Here is a 23,849-nt window from a genome sequence, read left to right on the forward strand (position 1 = left end):
GGTTTATGAAAAAGTTTTTGCTAAGTTTAGCTGTTTTATGTAGCATTTCATACGGGGGTAATTTAGATCCTTTCTTGCAAAAGCTTAACAAAGAAACCTATCAAGTGATAAATGTAAAAAATAACGAAGTATATATAGCAGGAAAAGACCTACACGTAGGTGAGGTGCTTGATATAAAAGAGCAAACTGGACGTATTATAAATCCACTTAGCCATCAGTTTTTAGGTTATTCCTATAAAGAAGTTGCAAAAGTAAAAGTAGAAAAAGCCTATGATAATTTTGCAGTAGGTAAGATTATTTCTGGTAAAAAACCAAGCGTAGGCGATATAGCCAAAATAGACACATCAGATATATGTTTTAAAGGTTCCGATGAAAAACTCTACGATATAGCTGCCATATTTCCAAACGTAAAATCTGGTGAAAACTGTGCTCTTACCATAAGAGAGTTTCCAAAAGGTTATGGTATTGCCTTTTCCGGAGTCCCAGGTGGTTTTATCAAAAAATCTATATATGAAGCATCATCTCAGGGTGTGATCATAAAAAAAGCATCCATTAGAGACTTGCATCTTCTTGTAACATCAAAATTTATAAAGTCTGTGGGTTCTTTGGTGCTAAGTGCGGACGTTGGGGATTTGTACGGTAACGGCAAAGAGTATCTGGTGCTTTTAACAAGGGATAACCTTTTAATCTATCAGCTTTTAAGAGATGATATAGTAAAAATAGCAGATATGAGTCTACCGGCAGGACATCCTATCTCTGTGAGCGTAGGAAGGATAGGTCAGGGCAAAGAAGATTATATACTTGTAAATATGTTTACTGGATCAAATATGTCTTCTTTTATAGTAAAGATGGTAGGAGACAGTCCTGTAGTAGTTGCAAAACACATTCATTACTTTATGTCTATTTTAGATAAGAAACATCCACATAAAACCTTCTGGGGTCAGACTTTCACAGCCGATAGCAAGTTTGGAGCTGTAAAACAGCTTGCTTTTGAAAATGGTGAAGTAAAAGCTGTTCAGAATGTAGATGTGCCAGCTGGTTTTAGAATAGACGGGGCTTCTTTATACAAAGGCGATACCATATTCATAGACAGCTCCCATAGGCTTAGGGTATTTAAAAACGATACAGAACTATACTCATCGTCAGCGGTATTTGGTGGAAGTTACGCTTATGTAAATATACCTTTTATAAATGATACTACGATGAAGTATATTTTTTATGAAAAGGGCGCTCCTTCTAAGTTAGAAGGTTTACCGGTATTTTTAATCGGTGCCAACAAAGAAAGCTCCATAGAAAAGTTTTTTGGCATTACAAAGTACGCTTATGGCAATCTTTACGCTCTTGATATAGGTGGCAAAAACAACGAGCTTGTGTATATGAAAAAATTAAGAGGTGCTTCTTTTGAAGAAGCTATAGAAGGCATAATATCTACAAAAGATGGTATATTTGTTATTACCGGAAAAGTAGGTACAATACCTATCCAAAACAACTCTGACATTTACAAAATAAGTTTTAAGGTGCTCTGATGAACGCTATTATTACACTTATTGCCATATTTTTAATTTTGTTTTTGGCTTTTATTATAAGCTTAAGACTTTTGGCCACATACAAGATGAAAAAGTTAAAAGGGACCACACTAAACGAGTTTAAAAACGAGAGAAAATTGATACTTTACTTTTATTCTGAGAACTGTGGCGCTTGCAAGGTGATGGCTCCTATAATAGACTCTATAAAAGAGATAAAAGTTAAGAAGATAGACGTATATAGCAAAGAAGGGGCAAAACTTGTTCAAGAGTTAGGTATAATGGGTACTCCGGCTACGGTTTTAATAGAAAAAGGCAATGTGGTGAGCGCTTTTATAAGCGTTAAGAAAAAAGAAGATATACTAAACATGTTTTCTAAGCCACAATAACCTTCTCATCCATATACTTTTTATTTACAAACCACATAAGATCTTCGCTTATACCCTTTTTGTACTTTGGAATAGCCTCTCTTATGGTGCTCATCAATCTTAAATGTTCTTCGTTTTTTAAATTTGCAAAATTAAAACCAAAATAACCAGATTGTGAAAGACCAAGCACATCACCAGGCCCCCTTAGTTTCAAATCTTCTAAGGATATTTCAAAACCGTTTCTTGTTTTTACCATAATACGTAATCTTTGCAATGTGGCATTTTGTTCTGTGAGTTTTTGGCTTTTGACAAAAGAGCTGTTTACCAATAAAAAACAATAGCCTTCTTTATCACCTCTACCTACTCTTCCTCTTAACTGATGAAGCTGAGACAAACCAAACCTATAAGCATCCTCTATAACGATGGTGCTAGCCTCTTTTACATCTATACCTACTTCTATAACGGTGGTGGATACCAATATATGCCCACTTTCTTTAAACTCTTCCATAACCTTTGATTTTTCCTTGTCGCTCATGCGACCGTGCAAAAGAAGCACTTTGTAATCTTTAAATATGTTTTTCCATTTTTCGTATTCGGTTTGGGCAGCTTTTAAATCTAGTTTTTCAGATTCTTCTATAAGAGGATAAACTATGTATACTTTATTGCCGTTTGATAGCTCCTTTTTAATATGCTCTATCAAAAACGCCATATCCTTTTGATTGTCTGAATATAAAACAGAGGTTTTTACTGGCTTTCTCATGGCTGGCATTTCATCCAAAACAGAGATATCTAAATCTCCAAAAATTCCCATAGCTATAGTCCTAGGAATGGGAGTAGCACTCATATAAAGCATATGGGGCATGAGGTTGTTGTTTTTTTCTAACAATATTTGTCTTTGAGCTACGCCAAAGCGATGCTGCTCATCTACTATGGCAAAACCAAGATTTTTAAACTTTACTTTTTCTTGGACCAAAGCATGGGTACCTATTACTATATTTATCTCCCCTATGGATATAAGTTTGTGAATGTCTGTTTTTGATGTTGAAGATGTTAAAAGCCCAACCCTATAACCTAACTTTGAGAAAAAATCATGAAAGTTTTTATAATGCTGGTTTGCCAATATCTCAGTAGGCACCATCACCGCCGCTTGAAAACCATCTTTTAGTACCGCCAAAGCACTGGAAATACCTACAAGGGTTTTACCACTTCCCACATCCCCTTGAAGTAGTCTACTCATTGGTTTTGTAGATCTCATATCGTTTATTATTTCTGTGATAGCTCTTTTTTGTGCGTTTGTAAGAGGAAAGCTTATATGAGATTGTACCTCTTTTATTATACTCTCTGGATCAGCGTTTATAGAAGGGGCGTTTAGAGATTTTACCAAAGAGCGCCTTTTTAACATAGCAAGTTCAAATATAAATATCTCTTCATACAAAAACCGTTTTTTGGCTTTTGATAGCATGGACTCAAAACTTCTGAAGTCTTTAAAGTAATCTTCAGCATGTATTATCTTAAAAGCTGTAGAAAGAGGTATCAAATCGTTGTCTTTTAAAAATTCCTCTGGTAATATATCTTGTAAGTTTTGCCAGTAATCTTTGTAGTAGTTTAATATTGATTTTATAGAAGATTCTAAAAGCTTTCTTCTTTTTTGAGAAGAGGAAGCCAATATGCTTTGAGGATCTTCAAATCTTTCCAACGGATAAACAGGTTTTATGATATCTATTTCTTTTGAGGATTCACTAAATATCTTTGGATGTATCATGTATTTTTGGCCCCTAAACTCTTTCAGCATACCATAGACTACTATATTTTGTCCCTTCTGGTACCAGCCCATCACAGACTTATCTTTTGCTCTAAACTTTAAAACCAGCTTAGATTTACCATCTGCTGCGATTATACTAAAAGGAAATTTCTCTTTCTCGTCGTATATGAGATTTTCTATCTTCACCAAAACAGTGCCATAACTATCTAAAGCTAATGAGGAAATTGATTTTAATACAAGCCTGTTTTCGTAGGTGTATGGAAAATACCAAAGCACATCTATTAGGGTATTTAGACCACTTGCATGGAGTATCTTCTTTTGGTTTTTGTTTAAAAAATCCATATCCTCTATTTTTATGTTTAAATCCCTTATTCTTCTAAGGTTTTGCTTTTGGGTTGTGGTAGTTTGATAGTTTGGCCTTACAAAAGCTTCTAACTCTTGAAGTATTTGTTCTAAAAGGGCTCTTTTCTTTTCTTTTGAAAGCTCATCTATGATATTTAGACTTTCATAAAGGCTTTCTGATATGTATGGTTTTAATGCGTTGCTAATATAAGCTCCAAAACCTTTTACCCTTTCTAATTTAATATCGCTTGAAAGTAAATCTTTTATAAGGGATATGGGCTTTTCTAAATCTTCCATCATCTACCAAAATCAAAATGTTTTTCAAAACTTATATTACTTTCCGAAGAGCCGTTTCCATACATCTGTAACTCTATTGAGGTGTTTGGAGTTAGTTTTATAGAACCCCCATAATAAGTATCAAGAGGGTTTTGACTTGTGCTAATATGAGCTTTTAGCTTTATATTCTTTGATATGTCTTTGTTTACTTCTACATTTGTATTTAAACTACCGTTTGCACTTTGACTTGGATACACGTTTAAGTTTACGTTTGTTCCAAATATACTGCTCGCCAAACCAGAAGGTGAATATTTTGCTAGTTTGCTAGCCATAGCATTGATAGGAAGTGCTGCTATACCGGATTTGTTTAATATGAAAGAAGATAAAAGCTCGCTTTTTGGCATAGGAGGATTTGAGTATATATCAAAAGCAGGGTCTTCTAAATTTCCTACCAACGATATGTATGTGTTGTAAGAGTCTCCGGGCGACATCAAAAGTACGTTTATATACTTGTTGGTATCTTTTAGTTTTAACACACCATGCATCACATAAAATATTTTATCTGAATAAGTAAGCTCTCCACCAGAAGCCTTCAAATTTAGATTATAACCAAGATTTCCATTTCTTGCAAAGATTTTTCCTTCTATATTAGAATATATGTTCCCTTCTGGCAACATTACAGTAATTGGTGTCAAACTCTGAATATCCATATCCATATAAAGATTTTTAGGAAGTTTAGGAGAGCTTCCATAAGAAGGGCTAGTGGAAAAGCTTTTGATATAAATAAGTCCATTTGGGTAAAGATGTCCTTTTATATTTATAAAAGAAGAAAGATTTTTAAAAATATAACTTGTATCCACAAATCCATCTACAAATCCTTGATAATAGCCATTTTTTGAGTATAAATAAACTGGTAATCTCTTTAAAGAAGAACCTATATAAATGTTATGGTTAGAGGTTGTTATATTAAAAGCTATAGAATGTTTACCATCAGAAGATGAAAACACAAAATTAACAGGTGTAAAATAACCATCTTTAGAAGTTTTTATATCAAGGTTTATATCGCTGTACAAAGGTAAAGATAGATATTTTGAAAGAAGTAAAACAGGTTTTTGGCTTTTAAGATATAAGTTTATATCTTTATCATCTATATTAAGAGCGTAGTTTATATTACCAACTAATAAGAAAGGAAGCTTTGATTTGATGAAGGCCAAAGTATCATCTATATCTATAACACCGTTTGAGCTTGTATAAAACTTCTTATCGTAGCCAAAGTAAAAACTTCCCTTAAGAAGACCATTTATATGTGCTTGGTTTGATTTTAAATAAAAAGGTTTTAAACCAAGTATACCACTTATGGCTGAGGTTTCCAAAATAGGTTGGTTGTAAAGATAGACCTTAAATCCCTTTGTTTTCCATGCTATATTACCGTCTTTTTGAGAACTTCCACTTACGCTTGCCACATTTATATAAAGGTTTTTATACTTAATATTAAAACCGTTTCCATACATAGTATATACACCGTTGGTGTTTTTTATGTAAAAGTTTATTGGTAATTTTATGCCTTTATAAACCGCAAAACCAACGGCGTTTATGTTCTCTTTACTATCAATGCTACCGTTAAAAGCCAAATCCACATGCAAAATCTTATTTTTACCTATTAGCTTAGCATTGAAGTTTATTGACTTTGATATATTTAGATCTGAAGTAAGTAGAAAGTTTTGCTCTTTTAGTGTAGGTTTTAAATTGAGCATATTGTTTTTATAAGAAAAATATACATTTCCTTTTATATTTTTCAAAAATCTATAGTTTGCATTTGATATCTCAACGTTTCCAGAGATATTTCTAAGAGTTCCAGCACCGTTTATATTGCCAAAAGCGTAAAGATTTTTTGAATTAGAAGCGCTAAACCCTACGTTGTTTATATATATGTTCTTATTTGATACCACGATAATACCATTTGTTAAATCGATAGTATAAATTGCACCGTTTATATACTTGTAAATCATAAGGTGCTTTGGTTTTATATAGCCATTTATAATATTTTTCTGATAAGTAAATAAAGCACTCATATAAGATGAATTACTAGAAAGTGTAAAAATATTATCTTTATAAGAAAGCATTATAGGTAAAGAGCTAACATTTACATAAGGGACTTTTATAGAAGATGCGTTTAAATATCCTTCTACAAAAAACTTAGGATAAAGATTTGCTTGTAAAATGCCACTTATAGAAGCGTTTACATTGTTGTAAGAGATATAAAAATTATCCAAGTTTGCTTTTGTAAAAATGTTTTTGTTATTAAAAGCTATATAACCTTTTACACTTTGATTTCCATACAAAGAGTAGTATAGACTACCAGCATCTTTTTTCTTAAAATCAAGTTTTCCCTTTAAAAGCCCAATACCAAAGGTATATTTATAAAGTCTTACGTTTGAAAGCTTTAAATCTAAGTTTAGGATTTTGTTGTCTATGCTGTAAAATAGCTTTCCACCAGCGTATAAATCTATAGAATATTTTATGTTTGAAGCTATATCTTTGTTGGTTAAATGAAGATTTTTTATGTTTATATTAAAATCGTTGCGTGTATCCGTATAATTTATATAAAGCTCTGCCAAAGGGCTTTTTAAGATACCATCAAAAGACACATCGCCTTGATCTAAAACAGATCCCTTTATATCAAAAGAAGCTGGTTTTATAGGTTTTAACGAAGGTATATTTATATAGCTAAGTTTTAACTGTGAGTTAAAATATATATCTTTGTTTTTTATAATAGCTTTTAAAATGCCGTTTAAAGTGGAAGTATCAAAAACAGGTGTTTTTATAGGCATTACAAAACCAGAAGCTATTGCTTTACCTATTCTATGAGCCCACCAAAAGTTTATGTTAAAATCGTATAAATAAGATACGGCGTTTACATTCTTTGCCACAAAATAACCGTCTTTTAAGTATGCTTTTGGCACATATACAAAAAGCTCATGTCTTGAGCTTTTGCTAAGATAAACATAACGAGCATAATCTTCTGTATGAAGAATGCCGTCTTCAAGGCTAACTCGGGGTATGAAAAGTGCAAAAGCGTTGTTGTAAAATCTATCCGCTCCAGCTATATAAAGATTTTTAACATTTACATGGAGTATTTTATAAAATCTTTCGTAAAGCCTTAGATTAAAATTTGGAACGTTAGAAGGTTTATTGTTCTGAGCCACAAGAATGATGTTTAACTGGTTGGCGTCGGCATATACATGCTTACGATAAAGATATAAATCTCCATCTTTTAAATAAAAAAACAAAGGCTTTGAACTGTAAGAAAGCCCTTTTATACCTAAGCCCAGCCTGTAAAATATAATTTTATTTATTTTTATATCTTTTCCATCTATTTTAAAAGCCAAATTTTTAATATAAAAACTTCTATTTTTATAACCAAAGCTTATATGATGTTTATATATAAAATAAATCGGGTTTAAAACAAGAAAATAAAGCGCTAAAACAAACACTAAAACCCTTAAAAATTTCTTCATTACAAATATTTTATCTTACACTTATAAGCAAAACACCAACAAATATAAGAACCATACCAACAAAATCGTATATATTCATATGCTCTTTTAGATAGAAATAAGAAAATAAACTTATAATCACAAATCCACTTCCCACCATGATAGGATAGGCAATACTTAGATTTATCTTTTTTAGAGCAAAAGCGTAAAACAAAAATTGAATACCAAAACCCAAGAGACCAGCCAGTATAAAAAGTTTTGAGCTTTTAATAGCACCTATTTTTACAGCTATATTTGAAAAAGCATTAAGAAAAAGAGCTAAAAAAAGAGCTAACCAGTATATCATAAAAGCCCCCTCCAAAAGAAGGGGATATATTTTTTATATGGTAGAGTAAAGGGGTTTCACAGAAGCACCGGTGGTATCTTCAAAGTCTCTTGGAACACCAAGCTCTTCCAAACAAGTAGGTAAATCGTGATAAAATTCAGCCACTTTAACAAGACCCGTTTCTTTACCCACTTCGTTAAAAAGTTTTATCTTGGTGCTAGCTTTGCCTTTACCCCTTTCCACTATAGCACCGGCATGACCAAAGGATACGCCTTCCAAATTTTCTTGAAATCTTCCTGCCACAAAAGCAGCCACTGGCTTTTTCCACTTACCCTGTTTATAAAGTTCCAATATAGCCATAGCTGCGTTTTCTTCGTAAGTACCACCAACTTCGCCTTGGATAACGATGGCTTTTACATTCGGATCGTTATGTATATTTCTTATAACATCTTCAAATGTAGTACAAGATATTACGTCTCCTCCAAGAGCGATAGCGGTATAAACACCCCAACCTCTTCTCATCATCATCTCAGCGGTGGTGGTAGTAAGACCACCAGATTTTGACAATATCACAAGACCACCAGGTTTATAGGCAATGGAAGGATCCTTACCGCCAATAGCACCAACCCTCATAGGCACAGAAGGTACTATGGCACCAAGAGAAGTAGGACCTACTATGATAACACCTCTTTCTTTGGCATAGTTATAGAAGTAAGCTGTATCTCTTATTGGTACATGCTCAGTGATAATATATATAAGTTTTATACCGTTGTTTACAAGCTCAATGACAGCGTCTTTTACAGATACAGGTGGCACATATATAAGACCTGCGTTTATCTCAGGATGATGAGTTTTGGCTTCTTTGACAGTATTATAAACTGGTACGTTGGCAACACTAGCGCCGCCTTTTCCAGGCGTAACACCAGCTTTTATAAATCCAGGATAAAGAGCTTCTGTCTCTGTAACCACCTGGGAAGCTTCTCTTCCTGTAATACCTATCACCACAAACCTTGTATTTTCATTTAAGTAAACAGTACCTTTCATAACACGCTCCTTATACTCCTAAATCTTCAGCAACGTTATCATTTATAGATTTTACTTGATGCTCCAAGAGATACTTCAATCTAACAGGTGCTTCAGTAAGAGGTAAAGACGAATTGTAAATCTCACCTTTCACACCACACTCTTTAAAAGCCTCATAAAGCATCCTCAAACCTTTTTCAGCTTCAGGACCGTTTCTTCTTACTACCCATACCCAATTTGGATCAAGTTTACCTTCTTTTTTCAGATCTCTTATAGCGTTTGCCACGCCTTCACCAAGCGTCACATCTATACGAGTGTTGTTTGAGGTACCACCGCATACCAAAACACCTTTTATACCTGGTTTTGAAAGAATGATATGTGTTATTTTGTACATCTTCTCAGCCGGTGGATTTCCGCCTATATCTGTAAAGTTTGCAGGCTTTAGGCCTATGTTGTAGCAAGTTTCTATGGTAACCGTAGAACCACCACCACCAAAGGTCATGAGGGCTATATCACCATCCATTTCCACATAAGAACCGGCTTTGCCTCTATGATCGTCTCTATCTATCAAAGAGGCTTCTATCTCTCTTTGGGTAGGTGGGCGTTTCATAGCACTTCTAACACCGTATATCTTAGTAGGTGGTATAGATGCATCATCATCTATAGTTACTACAGCATCAAGGGCATACACCTTTTGCTTTCCATTTACATCGCATATGGCAAGGGGGTTTATCTCTATTAGTTTTGCTTCTGTTTCCCAAAAAGCCTTATAAAGGTTTGCTATAACTTCTGATAACTCCCTTAAGACTCCAATATACTCCTTAGGAAATCCCATATCCATAAGGTATTCTCTTACCATGTAAGGATATAAACCTACCAATGGATCTATCTTAAAGGTTCTTACCTTTTCTGGTGGGACTTCTTCTATATCCATACCACCTTCTAAGCTAAGCACTAACACCGGAGTCCTTGTCTCTGTAGAATATGTGATAGAGGCATACAACTCTTTTAGTATTTTGGCTTTTTCGGCAATTATAATACCCACTGGCATCTCGCCGTAAACTGGATACTGTAAAAGAGCTTTAGCAGTTTCTATAGCCTCTTCCGGTGTTTTGCAAAGTTTTACAGCCCCTGCCTTGCCACGTTTCCCTACAAGCACTTGAGACTTAACCACAGACTCACCAAGTTTATTGGCAAAGTCCTTTAAATCATCGTTGATATGATCGGCATACATATAATTTAAAACAGGTACGCCGTACTTCTTAAAAATCTTATCGTAAGCTTCAAACTCATAGAGGTTCATAAGACTTTTGCCTCCTTTAGAAATTGACTAATATTATATCACATTTGATGATTGGAAAAACAATTAAGGCTTTTAAGTTATAATAACTTATATGGATAAAGATGTTGTATACGTAGTAGAAGATGATATTGATTTAGCTGAGATACTTACCTTCAACTTAGAAAACGAGGGGTTTGAGGTAAAACACTTTACAAACGGCAACGAATTTTTCAAAACAATGGAACAAACAATTCCAAATATAATAATACTTGATATAATGCTTCCTGGTTACGACGGAGTAAGGATAGCAAAAATACTAAGACAAAACATCCTCTACAAAGATATACCTATTATATTTCTTACCGCAAAATCAGAAGAAGAAGACAAGATAGAAGGTTTTAATGCAGGGGCCGATGATTACATCACAAAACCATTCTCTTCAAAAGAATTAATAGCAAGGATAAGGGCTGTATTAAACAGATACAAAAAAACAATTACCACAAACAAGTTAAAAGTAGAAAATCTTGAACTAGATGAAGATAAGATGGAAGTAACTTTGGATGGAAAACCTATAAATCTTACAAAAACAGAATTTAGAATATTAAAATATCTACTTGAAAATATAGACAAAATAATGACAAGGGATAAAATAATAAATATGCTATGGTCATATGGCACAGACATAAACGATAGAACAGTGGATGTTCATATAAAACATTTAAGGGATAAACTTGGGGATTTTGGTAAATATATAAGAACGATAAGAGGTGTAGGTTACAAGTTTAGTCTAAAAGATGAGTGAAGATAAGGTAACAATAGGAAGATTTTTATCAACGTTTGGATTAAAAGGTGATTTGGAAGTGGTTTTTGAGTTTGAGGAAGATATAGATTTTTATATTAAAAACCTAAAACAGATATATTTACAAAACAAACAAACTAAAGAGTTTAAAGCTTTTAACGTAACATTTAAAAAGCACCAAAACAAGATACTATGCCACATAAAAGGAATAGACACAGTGGAGATGGCAAAAAGCTTCTGCAACGCCACAGTCTTTGCAAGTGCAAAAGATTTACCAAGAAAAGAAGACACGGTATTTCTTTTCGAGCTTTTTGGAAAAAAAGTAAAGTTAGATAGCGGCGAAGAGCTTGGAAGACTGACAAACGTATTTAAATATGCAAACAAAGACTATCTTGAAATAGACTTTGGTAAATATATAATACCAGCGGAAGAACCGTTTTTGGTAAAACTAGACAAAGACCAAATAATACTTTCCAAAGATTATATCTTAGATTTGAAAAGCTAACAAAACTAAATATATTTTACTTATGCGAAGCATTAAAACCACAGAAGAGTTGGTAAATATCTTAGAAAAAGAAGGCGAGCTTATAAAGGTAAAAGACCCCATTGACATTCATTATGAGATAACAGAGATAACAGATAGAATGTGTAAGACAAAAGACCCAAAAGCTCTACTTTTTACAAACGTAAAAGGCTACAATGTACCTGTTCTCACAAATGCCTTTGGTTCTTATAAAAGGTTAAAAATCATCTTTGGTTATGAAAACCTTGAAGATATAGGCTGGAAGCTTTATAAAGTATTAAGACCAGAGATACCAAATACATTTTTAGAAAAGCTTAAAAAACTCCCAGAATTAAAAAAACTAAACGACGCACTACCAAAGGTAGAATCTAAAAACCCATATAAAACCTTTAGTGAAAGTGTATTTGATATACCGGTTTTAAAGTGCTGGCCCAAAGATGGGGGAAGGTATATAACACTTCCTCAGGTTATCACAAAAGACCCAGAATCAGGTATCAGAAACGTAGGGATGTACCGTATACAGCTTTTAGAAGAAAAAAAAGTAGCTCTTCATTGGCAAATACACAAAGACGGAAACTCACACTTTCATAAGGCAAAAAGACTTGGTAAAAAATTACCAGTAGCTATAGCAATAGGTGCAGATCCAGTTTGTACTTACAGCGCATCGGCACCTCTTCCACCAGAAGTGGATGAGTATTTGTTTGTAGGTATGGTAAGAGAAAACCCTGCAGAGCTTGTAAAAGGTAAAACCGTTGATATAGAATATCCAAAATACGCAGATTTTGTAATAGAAGGTTATGTAGACCCAGAAGAACCACTGATAGATGAAGGGCCTTTTGGAGATCATACTGGCTTTTACACACCGGTAGATAAATACCCAGCGATGCACATCACAGCCATTTTATCTAAAGATAATCCAATATATATATCCACTATAGTAGGACCACCACCCCAAGAGGATAAATACCTTGGCTATGCTACAGAGCGTATATTCTTACCCCTTATTAAGTTTAACTTACCAGAGGTAGTGGATTATCATCTTCCAGCAAGTGGAGTATTTCACAACTTTTGCTTTGTTTCCATAAAAAAGCGCTATCCTGGGCACGCTTTTAAAGTAGCGTACGCTTTGCTTGGGCTTGGGCTAATGTCTTTGGAAAAATACATAGTGGTTTTTGATGAATGGGTAAACGTGCACGATATAGACGAAGTGCTTTGGATATGGGGCAACAACACGGACCCATTAAGGGATATAATCATCACAAAAGGACCCATAGATGTACTTGATCATTCTACCAACGAAGTAGGCTTTGGTGGTAAGATTATAATAGATGCCACAAAAAAACTAAAAGAAGAAGGATATACAAGGATATGGCCAGAGGTGGCTAAAACTGACGATGAAACAAAAAGAAAGGTTGATAGCATATGGCAAAACATATCAAGATTTTTATCTTAAAAGCTAAAAAAACTTTAAAAACCTCCGATATGTTAAATAACAAGTTTTAGGAGGTGTGTTATGTTATCAATCAATTTTAACTACGGTGCGCTTGTAGCTAACAACGCTTTACAACAAGCAAACCAAAATGTTACCAACGACATCACTCACATATCCACAGGTTTAAGGATATTGAGTGCAGCAGATGACCCAGCTGGTCTATTTATAGCAGACCAATTACATACGTTGGGTACAGCTTTAGGACAGGGTTATTTAAATACCCAGCAAGGCTATTCTTTGGCTCAAGTGGCTGATGGACAACTATCTCAAATCTACAACACTCTAAACACCATGTACACTTACGCCGTTAACGCTGGTAACTCCACCAACAACATAAACTCAGCTGGTGCTTTACAAAACCAAATATCAGCTTTAGCACAATCTATCAAACAAATCGTTAACACCACCACGTTTAACGGCAAAGCACTTTTCAATGGTAATTTTGTAAACCAAGCCATTCAATTTGGTGGTCAAGCTGGTCAGTATATAAACATATCCATAGGCAACCTATCCATAGAAAGAATGGGTGCTGCTATAGCCCAAACTGGAGATTTTACCAATGTAAACAACGGTTCTACCGCCGCAAATATAATGGCTTACTACAGTGGTTCCGGACCCATAAATGTAAGCACCACAGCAAGCGCCACAACTTACGATGGTGCCAATACAACTGCTTCACAAACAGTAGTAACATCCGATGTATTGTTTGATGGTAACAAACAGCTATTTATAAACGGTAACGAAGTTGTAGCAAGTGCATACGCCTCAGCCACAAACGCATACTTAGATGCAAATATAATAGCTGGCAACATAAACTCTGTATTCAACGGTACAGTTACAGCCCAAGCTTCCAACACACTACAAGGTACAGAAGCTTTCGGTACTATACAAGTAGCATCTTCTGCTACAGTAAGTATAGTAATATCAAGACAAGTAGAACAAAGCAGCACTGTAGGTGTTGGTTTTACATCACTTACAAACGCATCAGGTCAAGCAGAACAACTTGCAAACGGTCAATACGTAGGTACTGTATCTCAGACTATAAACCTAGTAGGTGGACAAACATACAGCTTACAAAATATAGTATCTGCTATAAATGGTGTTGCTACAAATACTGGTGTGTACGCCACCACAGACTCTACAGGTCAATACTTACAACTTTACACCACAGACGGTTCTACATTCCAAATAAATGTAAACGTAAACAACGCCCTTGGAGCATCAAGCTCACAACAAGCCACATACGGGTTAAACTTGGCAAAGTTTGGTGCTGTAACACCTGCAAGCTTAGACGGTACAGCTTCAGCTACATATGGAGCTGTAGTATCTGTGGGTTCATTGCAGATTACAAGCCCATCAAACCTACAAGTTGCATCATTTGGTCAAGGCGCAAGTACAAGCGACAATCTTATAAACAACCTTGTGTTCAATACACAAGTGTCAAACAGCTATATAAACGGATATAGCTCCACAAACACCACAACGGTAAACGGTGTCCAAACAGCTGGTTATAACTACTTTGTAAAAGATCTATTGGCTATAAACGTCACCAACACCCAAGGTGCAAACCAAGCTCAAATAATACTCCAAAACGCTATAAACTATGTTGATACCATAAGAGCTCAAGTAGGTTCTGTAATGCAACAAATGCAAACGCTTGCAAACGGAGATCAAACAGGTCAAACTAACACATTGAACGCTGAAGCAGCTATAAGAGACTTAAATGTATCTCAAGCAATGACCCAATATCAAAACGACAATACACTACAACAATCAGCCCTCGCAATGTTAGCTCAAGCAAACGCAGTCCCACAACAACTTCTCACGCTCTTCAGATAATATCAATCACATACCTCCCCTTTTGGGGAGGGTTTATAAACAATAAAAATTATAACCAAATATATATCATACATTAACCTCCTAAATAAATATATATTTACTTGCAACACATGAAAGGAGGTTATATGTTTTTTATATCGGAGGCTTCACCACTATTTTTCTTATTAAGCATTTTAATGCTAACAATAGACCTGATTTTAAAAGCTTTTACAAATACAAACAATATAAATGTATTTTTAATCGCTTTATACGGATTTTTCCTAAATGTAATAATAGGTGCTATGTATCAACTTATACCAAACTCTCTTATGAAAAAACCAAAGTTTCCAAAACTATCGTTTATAACACTTGGTCTAAGTGTATTAAACGGATTTATCATGTTTCTTTGGTATTTTGGTATATTAGGAAATATATATTTTTGTATATCAAACACAATACTTATATTGACTTTTCTAATACATATATCAACAGCTTTAAAAATACCAAACAGCATCACTGCGAAGTTTCTATCGGCCAGTCTCATATTTCTTACAATAAACGCTTTAGAGATGTTGTTTTTTGCTTTTAATAAAATAAACATATTTTTTCTTATACATACTTTTACAATAGGATTTGTGATTAACGCAGTTATAGGTGTAGAGTTTGCTTTGGTGCCGCTTTTATATATGGAGCCTTTGAATATGGGGCTTGCCAACAAACTATTTTGGGTTCACCAAATATCGGCCTCTATTCTTATAGCATCTTTTTATATATTTGATTTGAGACTCATATACTTTGCAGGTATATTGGAGTTCATAGTTTTGGGATTTTTTGTTTATTTGATATACAAAACTATAGAAAATAGAAAATTTCCTAAAAATATACCTTACACACTAAGATATTTTTTCTTAGGTTTAGGATTTTTATTATTAGGTGTTAGTTTTGGGCTTTTGGTGGCATCTTCAAAGTTAGAGCCGTTTTTGCATGCGGATGTTATGATATATGGATTTGGTCTTATCACGGTGCTTGGTGGTATATTTCATTTCATGCCAAGGATATTGTGGAACAAGTATTATGCCAACAAAGTAGGAGAGCAAAACACCCCACCGATAGATGCCATGATAAATCAAAATGTAGTAAAAAATCTTTTACCTTTTCTTGGTTTTAGTTTGTTTTTGTTTATAGTATTTGAAAGCAATCATTATCTAAAACCAGTAGGTGATATATTATACGCTTTTTTAACAGCTTATAGTTTATACGCTTTTATTAGAAAATAGACTTTTAGCGGTTTCTATATCAGTTTTTATTTGGACTTTTAGATCTTCTATGGAGTTAAACTTTTTTTCTTCTCTTAAAAAGCCTAAAAACGTTATACTTAAAATATTATCAGTTAAATTACCTTTAAAATCTATAATATGCACTTCTAGTATATTTTGATTTGTATATTCAACAGTGGGTCTTTTGCCATAGTTTGCCACACCAAGATATCCATTTACTTTTACAACATAAACACCTTCTTTTAAACACATGTTTGACGTGTTTGATATGTTTGCTGTAGGAAAGCCTATTTTAGAGCCTAAACCCTTTCCTCTTACAACACGTCTTTTAATAGTATATTCTCTTCCAAGGTATTTTTTAACATCTTCAAACTTTGCCTCTTTTAAAAGCCTTCTTATAAGAGTACTGCTTACTATATGCCCATCCACTTTGTAAGGTTCACTGGGTATTACTTCAAACCCAAACATCTCTCCCATCTCTTTTGCAAGTTCAAACTCCCCTTCTCTTTTGGCTCCATAGCGCCAATCGTATCCCACTATCAAAAGCTTTGTATTTAGCTTTTCATAAACATAGTCTTTTATAAAATCCCTTGCAGATATATTACTAAATTCTTTAGTGAAGTTTATTACAAAGATGTTTTCAACACCAAGTTTATATATATATTCTTTTCTTTCTTCTATGGTATATATAATACAAGGAGCGGATTCTTTTTCTAACACCTCCAAAGGATGTGGATCAAACATTAAAACAGAGGGTACCAAGTTTTTTTCTTTGGCTTTTGAAACAAGAGTATTTAAAAGATGCTGATGACCCAGGTGAACGCCGTCAAAGTTACCTACAGCCAAAGCTATGGGCTTTTTAAGCATTATAACTTTTTACCACTGTACCTATATTTTCCCCGGATAAAATACGCTTCAAAGCCCCTTTTTGATATATATTAAATACCACCATAGGTATGTTGTTGTCTTTACAAAGGGTGATAGCCGTATGGTCCATAATCCTTAGGTCTTTACTTATAATCTCTATGTAAGATATTTCTTTTATAAGCTCTGCATCTTTATAAATAGCTGGGTCTTTTGTGTATATGCCGTCTACTTTTGTGGCTTTCATAAAAACATCGGCGTTTATCTCGGCAGCCCTTAAAGCAGCGGCTGTATCTGTGGAAAAAAACGGGTTTCCAGTGCCAGCGGCAAATATAACAATTCTTCCTTTTTCAAGGTGTCTTACAGCCCTTCTTCTTATGTAAGGTTCTGCCACTTGTCTCATCTCTATAGCCGATAAAACCCTAGTAGGTATGTTGTGTATTCTTTCTAACGTATCTTGCATGGCTAAAGCGTTTATAACGGTGGCAAGCATCCCCATATAATCGGCGGTGGCTCTATCCATACCACTTGCTTGAGCTTTTAGACCTCTAAATATGTTTCCACCACCTATTACGATAGCTATCTGAATACCAAGATCGTAAGCTTCTTTTATTTCATTTGAAAAGCTTAAAATAACATCTTTATCTATACCAAAACCTTGGCTTCCCGCCAAGGCTTCACCTGATATCTTTAACAATACCCTTTTATACTTCATGTACCTATTTCAAATCTGCAAAAGCCTTTTATAGTTACGTTGTTAGCTTTTGTATAATCCTGAATAGTCTTTTTCTCATCTTTTATAAACTTCTGATGTAAAAGCGTTTTCTCTTCGTAGAATTTTTTGAGCTTTCCTTCTGCTATCTTTTCAAGCATGTTTTCAGGTTTACCCTCTTTTTTGGCTTGTTCCATATATATGGCTTTTTCTCTTTCTATAACATCTTGAGGCACAGTCTCAGGGGATAAAAACTCTGGCCTCATAGCGGCTATTTGAAGTGCAACATCTTTTACAACATCAAGGTTATCACCTTCATAAGATAGCAATACACCTATTCTTCCACCACCATGTATATATGAAAAGTTTGGTCCTTCTACCACACAATAGCGTTTTAGTTGTATGTTTTCTCCTATTTTTGCTATAGCTTCTTTTAAAAGCTCTTCTATAGTTATACCGTCTATTTTACCTTGAAGTATAGAACTATCTCTTGATTCACCTTTTGTATCACCTACATTTTCCAATACATAATCAAGGATTTTATTGGCAAGCTCTTTAAAAGAACCGTTTCTTGCCACAAAATCTGTTTCACAGGCAAGCTCAACCATTGCACCTTTTGAAGGTGTTGATTTTGCCACTATAAGACCTTCTTTGGTTTCTCTTGAGGCTTTTTTATCAGCTTTTGCCAAACCTTTTATACGAAGTATCTCTTTGGCTTTGTCTATATCGCCGTTTGCCTCTTCAAGGGCTTTTTTACAATCTAGCATCCCAGCGCCGGTCATTTCTCTTAAAAGCTTTACATTTTCAGAACTAACTGCCATAAAATCTCCTCCTATTAATAATCTACACTGTCTTTGTCTATATCTTCATACTTTTCTGACATAGCCATAGCTCTTTCAAAGAGTTCTTTTTCCTCTTCAGCCACCACAACCACTTTTCTTTTTGATGTTTCAGAAACAGCAGAAGCTTCTCTTCTTTGCTTACCATCTATAACCGCATCGGCTATCCTTGAAGTTAAAAGCTTAATAGATTTTATAGCGTCATCGTTTCCAGGTATAAGATAATCTATTTCATCTGGATCGCAGTTTGAATCTGCTATAGCAACAACTTTTACACCAAGCCTTCTTGCCTCTGTTACAGCTATATGTTCTCTGTTGGTATCCACTACCCATATTATATCTGGTATTCTATCCATATCTATGATGCCTTTGTAAAGCTTTTGGAGTCTTTGCATCTCTCTTTTCATGGTTACTACTTCTTTTTTTGGTAAAACCTCAAAAACTCCTTCTTTTTCCATACGTTCTAACTGACGGAGCTTGGCTATACTTTTTCTAACAGTTTTAAAGTTTGTAAGAAGACCACCCACCCATCTTTCGTTTACATAAAAAGACTCACATCTTTGTGCTTCTTCCATAACGACATCTTTAGCTTGTTTTTTTGTGCCTACAAAAAGCATCTCTGCACCTTTAGAAACAGCATCTGATACAAAGTTGTAAGCCTCTTCCAAATAAAGAACGGTCTTTCCAAGGTCTATGATGTGTATGTTGTTTCTTACACCATACAAATACGGTGCCATCTTAGGGTTCCATCTTCCCTTAGAGTGTCCAAAATGAACACCAGCTTCCAAAAGATCCTTCATACTTACTGACATAACATACCTCCAAAAGGGTTTTTAACCTCCTCTAATCCAAGCGTCAGTTTTACCTGACGACCCTTTTTGATTAGAGTGCAGTTTAATCTATTATTATATCAAAATCCCAAAAACTTTGTATAATATCTTCTAGGAGAGGTGGCTGAGTGGTCGAAAGCGGGTGACTCGAAATCACTTGTGGGTTTAAAGCCCACCGAGGGTTCGAATCCCTCCCTCTCCGTATGTGATACTTTTATAGACATCCCTATTTTTCTTTATCCTTTAGTATATATAAATATTTTAAGTATTTAAAGAATAAGAATATAAATAATACCTTTCTATTTTGTCTAAATCCTTGAAAAATCCTTATTTATCAATAATTTTTTTGGCTAAATTTATTTTCTATTTTATGTTTATATGTGTTTATACGTTGTCTAAAAGCCAAAAACGATGTCTATATAAGAGCGTTATTTTTGTAGACAAATTTTATAGACATAATATTTTTACCTATATAGCAAAAATATATACAAGAAAAATGTAAATGGTTTTTAACAACTTACCTCATTTTTGTATTACATTTGTAATACAATATATATCATATTTTAACAATTTTACTTGACATCTTTTTATAATTAAAAATATCAACCTTAAGGAGGTGTGTTATGAAAGATGTGTTTGTGTTGAGAGAAGAGCTCTCTAAAAAAAGAGGCCTAAGTAAGGGTGATGTCCTTAATCAAGATGGTGCGCCTTTATCTAAATCCACTCACGACAAGTCTGCCACGCAATATGTAAAACGCGGACGCTACCGCTCTGGTTTTACCCTTATCGAGCTTTTGGTGGTTATAGCCATCATTGCTATCTTGGCAGCGATAGCAATACCCCAGTACATTCAATATATGCATAATGCCGCTTCTGGTGCTGCTTTAGCAGATGCAAGACAATGTCTTGATGAAGTAACAGCTCAAAGTACAGCAGCAGCTGCTCTTGGAGCAAGCAACACTATAGATCCTGCTATATCAGCAGCTTGTCCTACTATATCAAGCACTGCTTGTACTTGTGTAGTTGTAAAAGGTATAGCTACAGGTACTGGTATATGTACGTCTAATACTAATGGTGCTGGTTGTACATCAATTTAACAATTTTCTTATTTTTCTCCCCCTTCTTGGGGGATTTATAATATATAGATGAAAATATCAAAATCTTTAGTAAAACAAAATATAAAAAAATATGATTATAGTGGTTTAGAAAAAGATAAATATTATATATCCTATCTTGATATAGATAAGCCAAATATAGTTTATGCAAATATAAAAATACCACCATCTAAGATATATAAAAAAGGCGTTGATCTCAGCGGTAAGAAATTGTTGATAATAACAGCTTTTGCACTTGGGGATAGTATACATTTTTTACCTGTTTTAAAAGCTATAAAAAGAGCTTACAAAGATGTATATATAGGCTATGAACATAAAAAAGATAATAAGCTTTTAATAGATAATCCATATAGAGCGATGGGATCGCATTTTACTTCGGGGGTTGACGAAGGGACAGGCATATACGAGGTAAGAAATGCTTTGCACACTATAGATGAGCTTGTGCCAAACCCTATAGATATAGATGTATTAGATAGGTTTGATTATGTATTTGATCTGACAGCTCATGTGGCTACTGTTGGTTTTGACAATCAATTTGTGCCAGATTATTTGGCTTCACTTTTTGATGAAAAAGTATTTGGCTTTTATGAAAAGGATAAAAAACCAGATATTACACTTTCTAATGATCCAGAGGTTAAAACAAGTATACATAAAATAAAAAGGTTTATATCCCTTGGAAGACCCCTTTTAGGGCTTCATTTCGAAGCAAGCTCTATCCATAGAAGGATACCCCCAGACGTTTTGGATATCGTACTAAACTATGCAAAAGATAAATACACTATAGTTTGCGCCTATACAGATTTAGCTAAAGACCTTGCCAAAGAGTATTTTGAAAAATACCCTTTTATAGTAGATGTATCATCTTATGTAAAAGATATAGAGTATCTTTCTCATTATGTAAGTATTTTAGATATTTTAATAAGCGCTGAAACATCGGTAGCTCACATAGGGGTGGCTCTTGGTGTGCCTACTCTTGTTGTGCTTGGGCCTGGTTCTTTTGAGGCTGTTTATGATTACAAGCTATTTTATATAAAGGGAGTAAATGCAAGATATGTAGGTACAAAATGCTCAAGTCCCTGTAGGATACACGCTTTATCAGAACCATGCCCCGAGGCAAAACTTTTAAAAGACCTAAAAAAACAAGACGACGATTATTCCCCTTGTTTTAAATTTATAGATAGAATTGAGCTTTTAGAAACATTTAAATCTTTGGAACACCTTGTAAAAAATGCCGATATAGAAAAAGAAGATAAAATTGATAATTTTGAAGAGCTTTACAGCTATTATTATAAAACCAAGCTTGTAAACGATTATATAGGAAGAGCTTATCTTTATTTTCATAAATATAGACATAGTTTATTTTATTTTATACAAGAATTTGCAAGAAAAAATAAAAATGTAAAGATAGAAGGCTACGATAAAGCCCTTTACGAAGAGGTTTTAAAAGATTTAGATATAACAATAGATGATAATGCTTTAAATATTATAATAACAGATGGGTTTTATAAAAATATAGATTTTAAAAGCTTAAAAAATAAAAAAGCCATCATTGTTTTTGCCAACAAAAATAGGCTTTATAACTTCGTTAAAAAAGGTCTTGATATCTTTGATTTGGGTGTGATTAAGCAAAATGTGTATGAATATACAAAAGATGAGCTTGTATCTATATTATCAAATTATTTTGATAATTTCCAAGTTTACGAGACACCAGCTACTTACTACGAGTATGAAAGTGTTTTTGGTAAATCAAACTCCCTTGATAATCAACTAGCTCACAACACATTTTTAAGAAATTCCATAAACTCCCTTCAAGGGGCTTTTTTAATAGCCGTTATAAACGATAATATAAACCTAAGACATCATCTTGATGTTTTTAGTTCGATGCAGTATTATTATCTAATCTCAGATAAGTATAAAGAAATCAGTTTTTATACCAAAAGCTCAAAAACTTCTGATTTTGATATTGTAGAGCTAAGAGCGTTAACAACGCATTTTACTTCGGGGCAAGACAAAAACAGCATATACGATTTAAGAAATAAAGAGAAGGCTTATAAAGGAAATAAAGGTAAGGTTTTCTTATCCTTTGAAAAAGAACATTTATACGATTTTTACAACGTATTTAAAGAACTAGGATTTTCTATATATACGGCTTTTGTTCCTGAGACTGAATACGCCTCTAAGAAAGATATACTTCTTCAAACGCTTTCAAATATAGGTATTGATATAGTTTTTTCAGATTTTAAAAACCTAAAACAAAAATCATATTTAAACTATATAGGTTCTAAAATAGTTTTTATAGATAAAGATACCACATATGAGGATCTTATAAATCAATTTAAAGATAAAAAAGATAAGAATGAAGATATATTAGATAAATTAAGCGATATATTTGGTAAGTTTTCCCCATTAAAAACCGTTTATATATCAAACGACGAGAGGATAGTGGATTTTTTAAAAGAAAGATCTTTAGATGCAAGATATTTTTATGGGTATTTTGTGGATTATAATACTAAAGATATAAATAATAACTCATCTGATATTGTATTTTTATCAGAATGTTCCATTCATAAAACCTATGCTGATAATAATATTACAGAATTTTTTATTAAAAAGCTATCAAACTTTAGGACGTCTTTAAAAGCTTTGAAAGAAGATATAGCATTAGAGGATATAAGGGAGTATTTTTACGATTATATCTATATGGGGGCTTATGCGTGTAAATACAACGATAGCACCATTAAACATATAGGTACTTTGGAGTTTGACGATGAGATGGTCTTTAGAGTGGCCCTTTCTACTATTGCAAAAACAAGAGATTTTCCTATAATAGTGCATCCAAAAGATATAAAATATATATTCAACGGAAAAAATATAATACTTGGTCTAAGCGATATTGTATCAAACACCTTAAATAAAAGATTTTTTGAGGCTTTTAACAAAAAAACGATGTTTATAACAGATTATAAGCCAATATTAGAGGATATGTTTGGGAAATATGGGGAGTACATAAGTGGATTCTCAATAGAGGATATGGTAGAAAAAGCAAGGTATTTTAAAGAAAACAAAGATGAGGCAAAAGAGATTGTATCTTATATAAGAAAAAATATAGAAGAGTTTGAACTTAAAAAAATACTAAAGAATATAGTTTAGATAAGGCTGTTCTAAATTTACTCTACTCACGT

Annotated in this window: 18 protein-coding genes and 1 tRNA gene; 10 read left to right on the forward strand and 9 right to left on the reverse strand. The window is 33.7% G+C overall.

Annotation, left to right across the window (positions count from 1 at the left end; genetic code table 11):
- Positions 1–5 precede the first annotated feature (5 nt).
- A complete protein-coding gene (locus HY04AAS1_RS06355; protein WP_012514302.1) occupies positions 6–1,526 on the forward strand; it encodes a hypothetical protein in 1,521 nt (506 codons plus the stop codon).
- Positions 1,526–1,912: a thioredoxin family protein gene (locus HY04AAS1_RS06360; RefSeq protein ID WP_012514303.1), complete on the forward strand. Its 387-nt coding sequence runs from the start codon at positions 1,526–1,528 to the stop codon at positions 1,910–1,912. The genes HY04AAS1_RS06355 and HY04AAS1_RS06360 overlap by 1 nt, the downstream gene beginning before the upstream one ends.
- On the opposite strand, the gene recG is transcribed toward HY04AAS1_RS06360, so the two are convergent.
- Genes recG through HY04AAS1_RS06385 form a run of 5 tightly spaced genes read right to left on the reverse strand, consistent with a single transcriptional unit; the run spans position 1,899 to position 10,419 of the window.
- Positions 1,899–4,292, reverse strand: coding sequence for an ATP-dependent DNA helicase RecG (gene recG, locus HY04AAS1_RS06365; protein WP_041308073.1), 2,394 nt, complete (start codon positions 4,290–4,292; stop codon positions 1,899–1,901). The genes HY04AAS1_RS06360 and recG overlap by 14 nt on opposite strands.
- Positions 4,292–7,789 (reverse strand): translocation/assembly module TamB domain-containing protein, encoded by a 3,498-nt coding sequence (locus tag HY04AAS1_RS06370; RefSeq protein WP_012514305.1) that lies wholly within the window; start codon positions 7,787–7,789, stop codon positions 4,292–4,294. The genes recG and HY04AAS1_RS06370 overlap by 1 nt, the downstream gene beginning before the upstream one ends.
- Before the next feature lie 10 nt (positions 7,790–7,799).
- Positions 7,800–8,114, reverse strand: coding sequence for an SMR family transporter (locus HY04AAS1_RS06375; protein WP_012514306.1), 315 nt, complete (start codon positions 8,112–8,114; stop codon positions 7,800–7,802).
- A 33-nt stretch (positions 8,115–8,147) separates the two neighbouring features.
- Positions 8,148–9,137 (reverse strand): succinyl-CoA synthetase subunit alpha, encoded by a 990-nt coding sequence (locus HY04AAS1_RS06380; protein WP_012514307.1) that lies wholly within the window; start codon positions 9,135–9,137, stop codon positions 8,148–8,150.
- A 10-nt stretch (positions 9,138–9,147) separates the two neighbouring features.
- Positions 9,148–10,419 carry a succinate--CoA ligase subunit beta gene (locus HY04AAS1_RS06385; RefSeq protein WP_012514308.1) on the reverse strand — a complete coding sequence of 424 codons (1,272 nt, stop codon included), beginning with the start codon at positions 10,417–10,419 and terminating at the stop codon, positions 9,148–9,150.
- Between the two features lie 91 nt (positions 10,420–10,510).
- Here HY04AAS1_RS06385 and HY04AAS1_RS06390 point away from each other — a divergent pair, with 91 nt between their 5' ends.
- The 5 genes from HY04AAS1_RS06390 (at position 10,511) to HY04AAS1_RS06410 (ending at position 16,307) form a co-directional block, all read left to right on the forward strand.
- Positions 10,511–11,200: a response regulator transcription factor gene (locus HY04AAS1_RS06390; protein WP_012514309.1), complete on the forward strand. Its 690-nt coding sequence runs from the start codon at positions 10,511–10,513 to the stop codon at positions 11,198–11,200.
- The gene (gene rimM, locus HY04AAS1_RS06395; protein WP_012514310.1) at positions 11,193–11,702 is read left to right on the forward strand and encodes a ribosome maturation factor RimM; all 510 of its coding nucleotides are present in this window, start codon (positions 11,193–11,195) and stop codon (positions 11,700–11,702) included. The genes HY04AAS1_RS06390 and rimM overlap by 8 nt, the downstream gene beginning before the upstream one ends.
- A gap of 22 nt (positions 11,703–11,724) precedes the next feature.
- Positions 11,725–13,173: a menaquinone biosynthesis decarboxylase gene (locus HY04AAS1_RS06400; RefSeq protein ID WP_012514311.1), complete on the forward strand. Its 1,449-nt coding sequence runs from the start codon at positions 11,725–11,727 to the stop codon at positions 13,171–13,173.
- Between the two features lie 60 nt (positions 13,174–13,233).
- A complete protein-coding gene (locus HY04AAS1_RS06405; protein WP_012514312.1) occupies positions 13,234–15,051 on the forward strand; it encodes a flagellin in 1,818 nt (605 codons plus the stop codon).
- Positions 15,052–15,176: 125 nt separating this feature from the next.
- The gene (locus HY04AAS1_RS06410; protein WP_012514313.1) at positions 15,177–16,307 is read left to right on the forward strand and encodes a hypothetical protein; all 1,131 of its coding nucleotides are present in this window, start codon (positions 15,177–15,179) and stop codon (positions 16,305–16,307) included.
- Here HY04AAS1_RS06410 and ribF read toward each other — a convergent pair.
- From ribF to rpsB, 4 genes are read right to left on the reverse strand one after another with little or no spacing between them, the layout of a single operon-like run.
- The gene (ribF, locus tag HY04AAS1_RS06415; protein WP_012514314.1) at positions 16,284–17,174 is read right to left on the reverse strand and encodes a riboflavin biosynthesis protein RibF; all 891 of its coding nucleotides are present in this window, start codon (positions 17,172–17,174) and stop codon (positions 16,284–16,286) included. The genes HY04AAS1_RS06410 and ribF overlap by 24 nt on opposite strands.
- Positions 17,167–17,886 (reverse strand): UMP kinase, encoded by a 720-nt coding sequence (gene pyrH / locus HY04AAS1_RS06420; protein WP_012514315.1) that lies wholly within the window; start codon positions 17,884–17,886, stop codon positions 17,167–17,169. The genes ribF and pyrH overlap by 8 nt, the downstream gene beginning before the upstream one ends.
- A complete protein-coding gene (gene tsf, locus HY04AAS1_RS06425; RefSeq protein ID WP_012514316.1) occupies positions 17,883–18,704 on the reverse strand; it encodes a translation elongation factor Ts in 822 nt (273 codons plus the stop codon). Before tsf ends, pyrH begins: the two co-directional genes overlap by 4 nt.
- Before the next feature lie 14 nt (positions 18,705–18,718).
- The gene (gene rpsB / locus HY04AAS1_RS06430) at positions 18,719–19,534 is read right to left on the reverse strand and encodes a 30S ribosomal protein S2 (protein WP_012514317.1); all 816 of its coding nucleotides are present in this window, start codon (positions 19,532–19,534) and stop codon (positions 18,719–18,721) included.
- A gap of 132 nt (positions 19,535–19,666) precedes the next feature.
- Between rpsB and HY04AAS1_RS06435 the strand changes: the two genes are divergently transcribed.
- From HY04AAS1_RS06435 to HY04AAS1_RS06445, 3 genes are all read left to right on the forward strand, one after another.
- Positions 19,667–19,754: transfer RNA gene (locus HY04AAS1_RS06435), tRNA-Ser, on the forward strand.
- A 421-nt stretch (positions 19,755–20,175) separates the two neighbouring features.
- The gene (locus tag HY04AAS1_RS06440; protein ID WP_012514318.1) at positions 20,176–20,649 is read left to right on the forward strand and encodes a prepilin-type N-terminal cleavage/methylation domain-containing protein; all 474 of its coding nucleotides are present in this window, start codon (positions 20,176–20,178) and stop codon (positions 20,647–20,649) included.
- Positions 20,650–20,697: 48 nt separating this feature from the next.
- Positions 20,698–23,817: a glycosyltransferase gene (locus HY04AAS1_RS06445; protein ID WP_012514319.1), complete on the forward strand. Its 3,120-nt coding sequence runs from the start codon at positions 20,698–20,700 to the stop codon at positions 23,815–23,817.
- The last annotated feature ends 32 nt before the right edge of the window (positions 23,818–23,849 follow it).

It is taken from the genome of Hydrogenobaculum sp. Y04AAS1, from assembly GCF_000020785.1.
GTDB lineage: Bacteria > Aquificota > Aquificia > Aquificales > Aquificaceae > Hydrogenobaculum.

Bases quoted from the DNA above. Each gene is read 5' to 3' on its own strand.
- HY04AAS1_RS06405 (WP_012514312.1), top strand. From the start codon at position 13,234: ATGTTATCAATCAATTTTAACTACGGTGCGCTTGTAGCTAACAACGCT.
- HY04AAS1_RS06370 (WP_012514305.1), bottom strand. From the start codon at position 7,789: ATGAAGAAATTTTTAAGGGTTTTAGTGTTTGTTTTAGCGCTTTATTTT.
- rpsB (WP_012514317.1), bottom strand. From the start codon at position 19,534: ATGTCAGTAAGTATGAAGGATCTTTTGGAAGCTGGTGTTCATTTTGGA.
- ribF (WP_012514314.1), bottom strand. From the start codon at position 17,174: ATGCTTAAAAAGCCCATAGCTTTGGCTGTAGGTAACTTTGACGGCGTT.
- pyrH (WP_012514315.1), bottom strand. From the start codon at position 17,886: ATGAAGTATAAAAGGGTATTGTTAAAGATATCAGGTGAAGCCTTGGCG.
- HY04AAS1_RS06375 (WP_012514306.1), bottom strand. From the start codon at position 8,114: ATGATATACTGGTTAGCTCTTTTTTTAGCTCTTTTTCTTAATGCTTTT.
- HY04AAS1_RS06445 (WP_012514319.1), top strand. From the start codon at position 20,698: ATGAAAATATCAAAATCTTTAGTAAAACAAAATATAAAAAAATATGAT.
- HY04AAS1_RS06410 (WP_012514313.1), top strand. From the start codon at position 15,177: ATGTTTTTTATATCGGAGGCTTCACCACTATTTTTCTTATTAAGCATT.
- HY04AAS1_RS06380 (WP_012514307.1), bottom strand. From the start codon at position 9,137: ATGAAAGGTACTGTTTACTTAAATGAAAATACAAGGTTTGTGGTGATA.
- recG (WP_041308073.1), bottom strand. From the start codon at position 4,292: ATGGAAGATTTAGAAAAGCCCATATCCCTTATAAAAGATTTACTTTCA.
- HY04AAS1_RS06400 (WP_012514311.1), top strand. From the start codon at position 11,725: ATGCGAAGCATTAAAACCACAGAAGAGTTGGTAAATATCTTAGAAAAA.
- HY04AAS1_RS06390 (WP_012514309.1), top strand. From the start codon at position 10,511: ATGGATAAAGATGTTGTATACGTAGTAGAAGATGATATTGATTTAGCT.
- HY04AAS1_RS06440 (WP_012514318.1), top strand. From the start codon at position 20,176: ATGAAAGATGTGTTTGTGTTGAGAGAAGAGCTCTCTAAAAAAAGAGGC.
- rimM (WP_012514310.1), top strand. From the start codon at position 11,193: ATGAGTGAAGATAAGGTAACAATAGGAAGATTTTTATCAACGTTTGGA.
- HY04AAS1_RS06355 (WP_012514302.1), top strand. From the start codon at position 6: ATGAAAAAGTTTTTGCTAAGTTTAGCTGTTTTATGTAGCATTTCATAC.
- tsf (WP_012514316.1), bottom strand. From the start codon at position 18,704: ATGGCAGTTAGTTCTGAAAATGTAAAGCTTTTAAGAGAAATGACCGGC.
- HY04AAS1_RS06360 (WP_012514303.1), top strand. From the start codon at position 1,526: ATGAACGCTATTATTACACTTATTGCCATATTTTTAATTTTGTTTTTG.
- HY04AAS1_RS06385 (WP_012514308.1), bottom strand. From the start codon at position 10,419: ATGAACCTCTATGAGTTTGAAGCTTACGATAAGATTTTTAAGAAGTAC.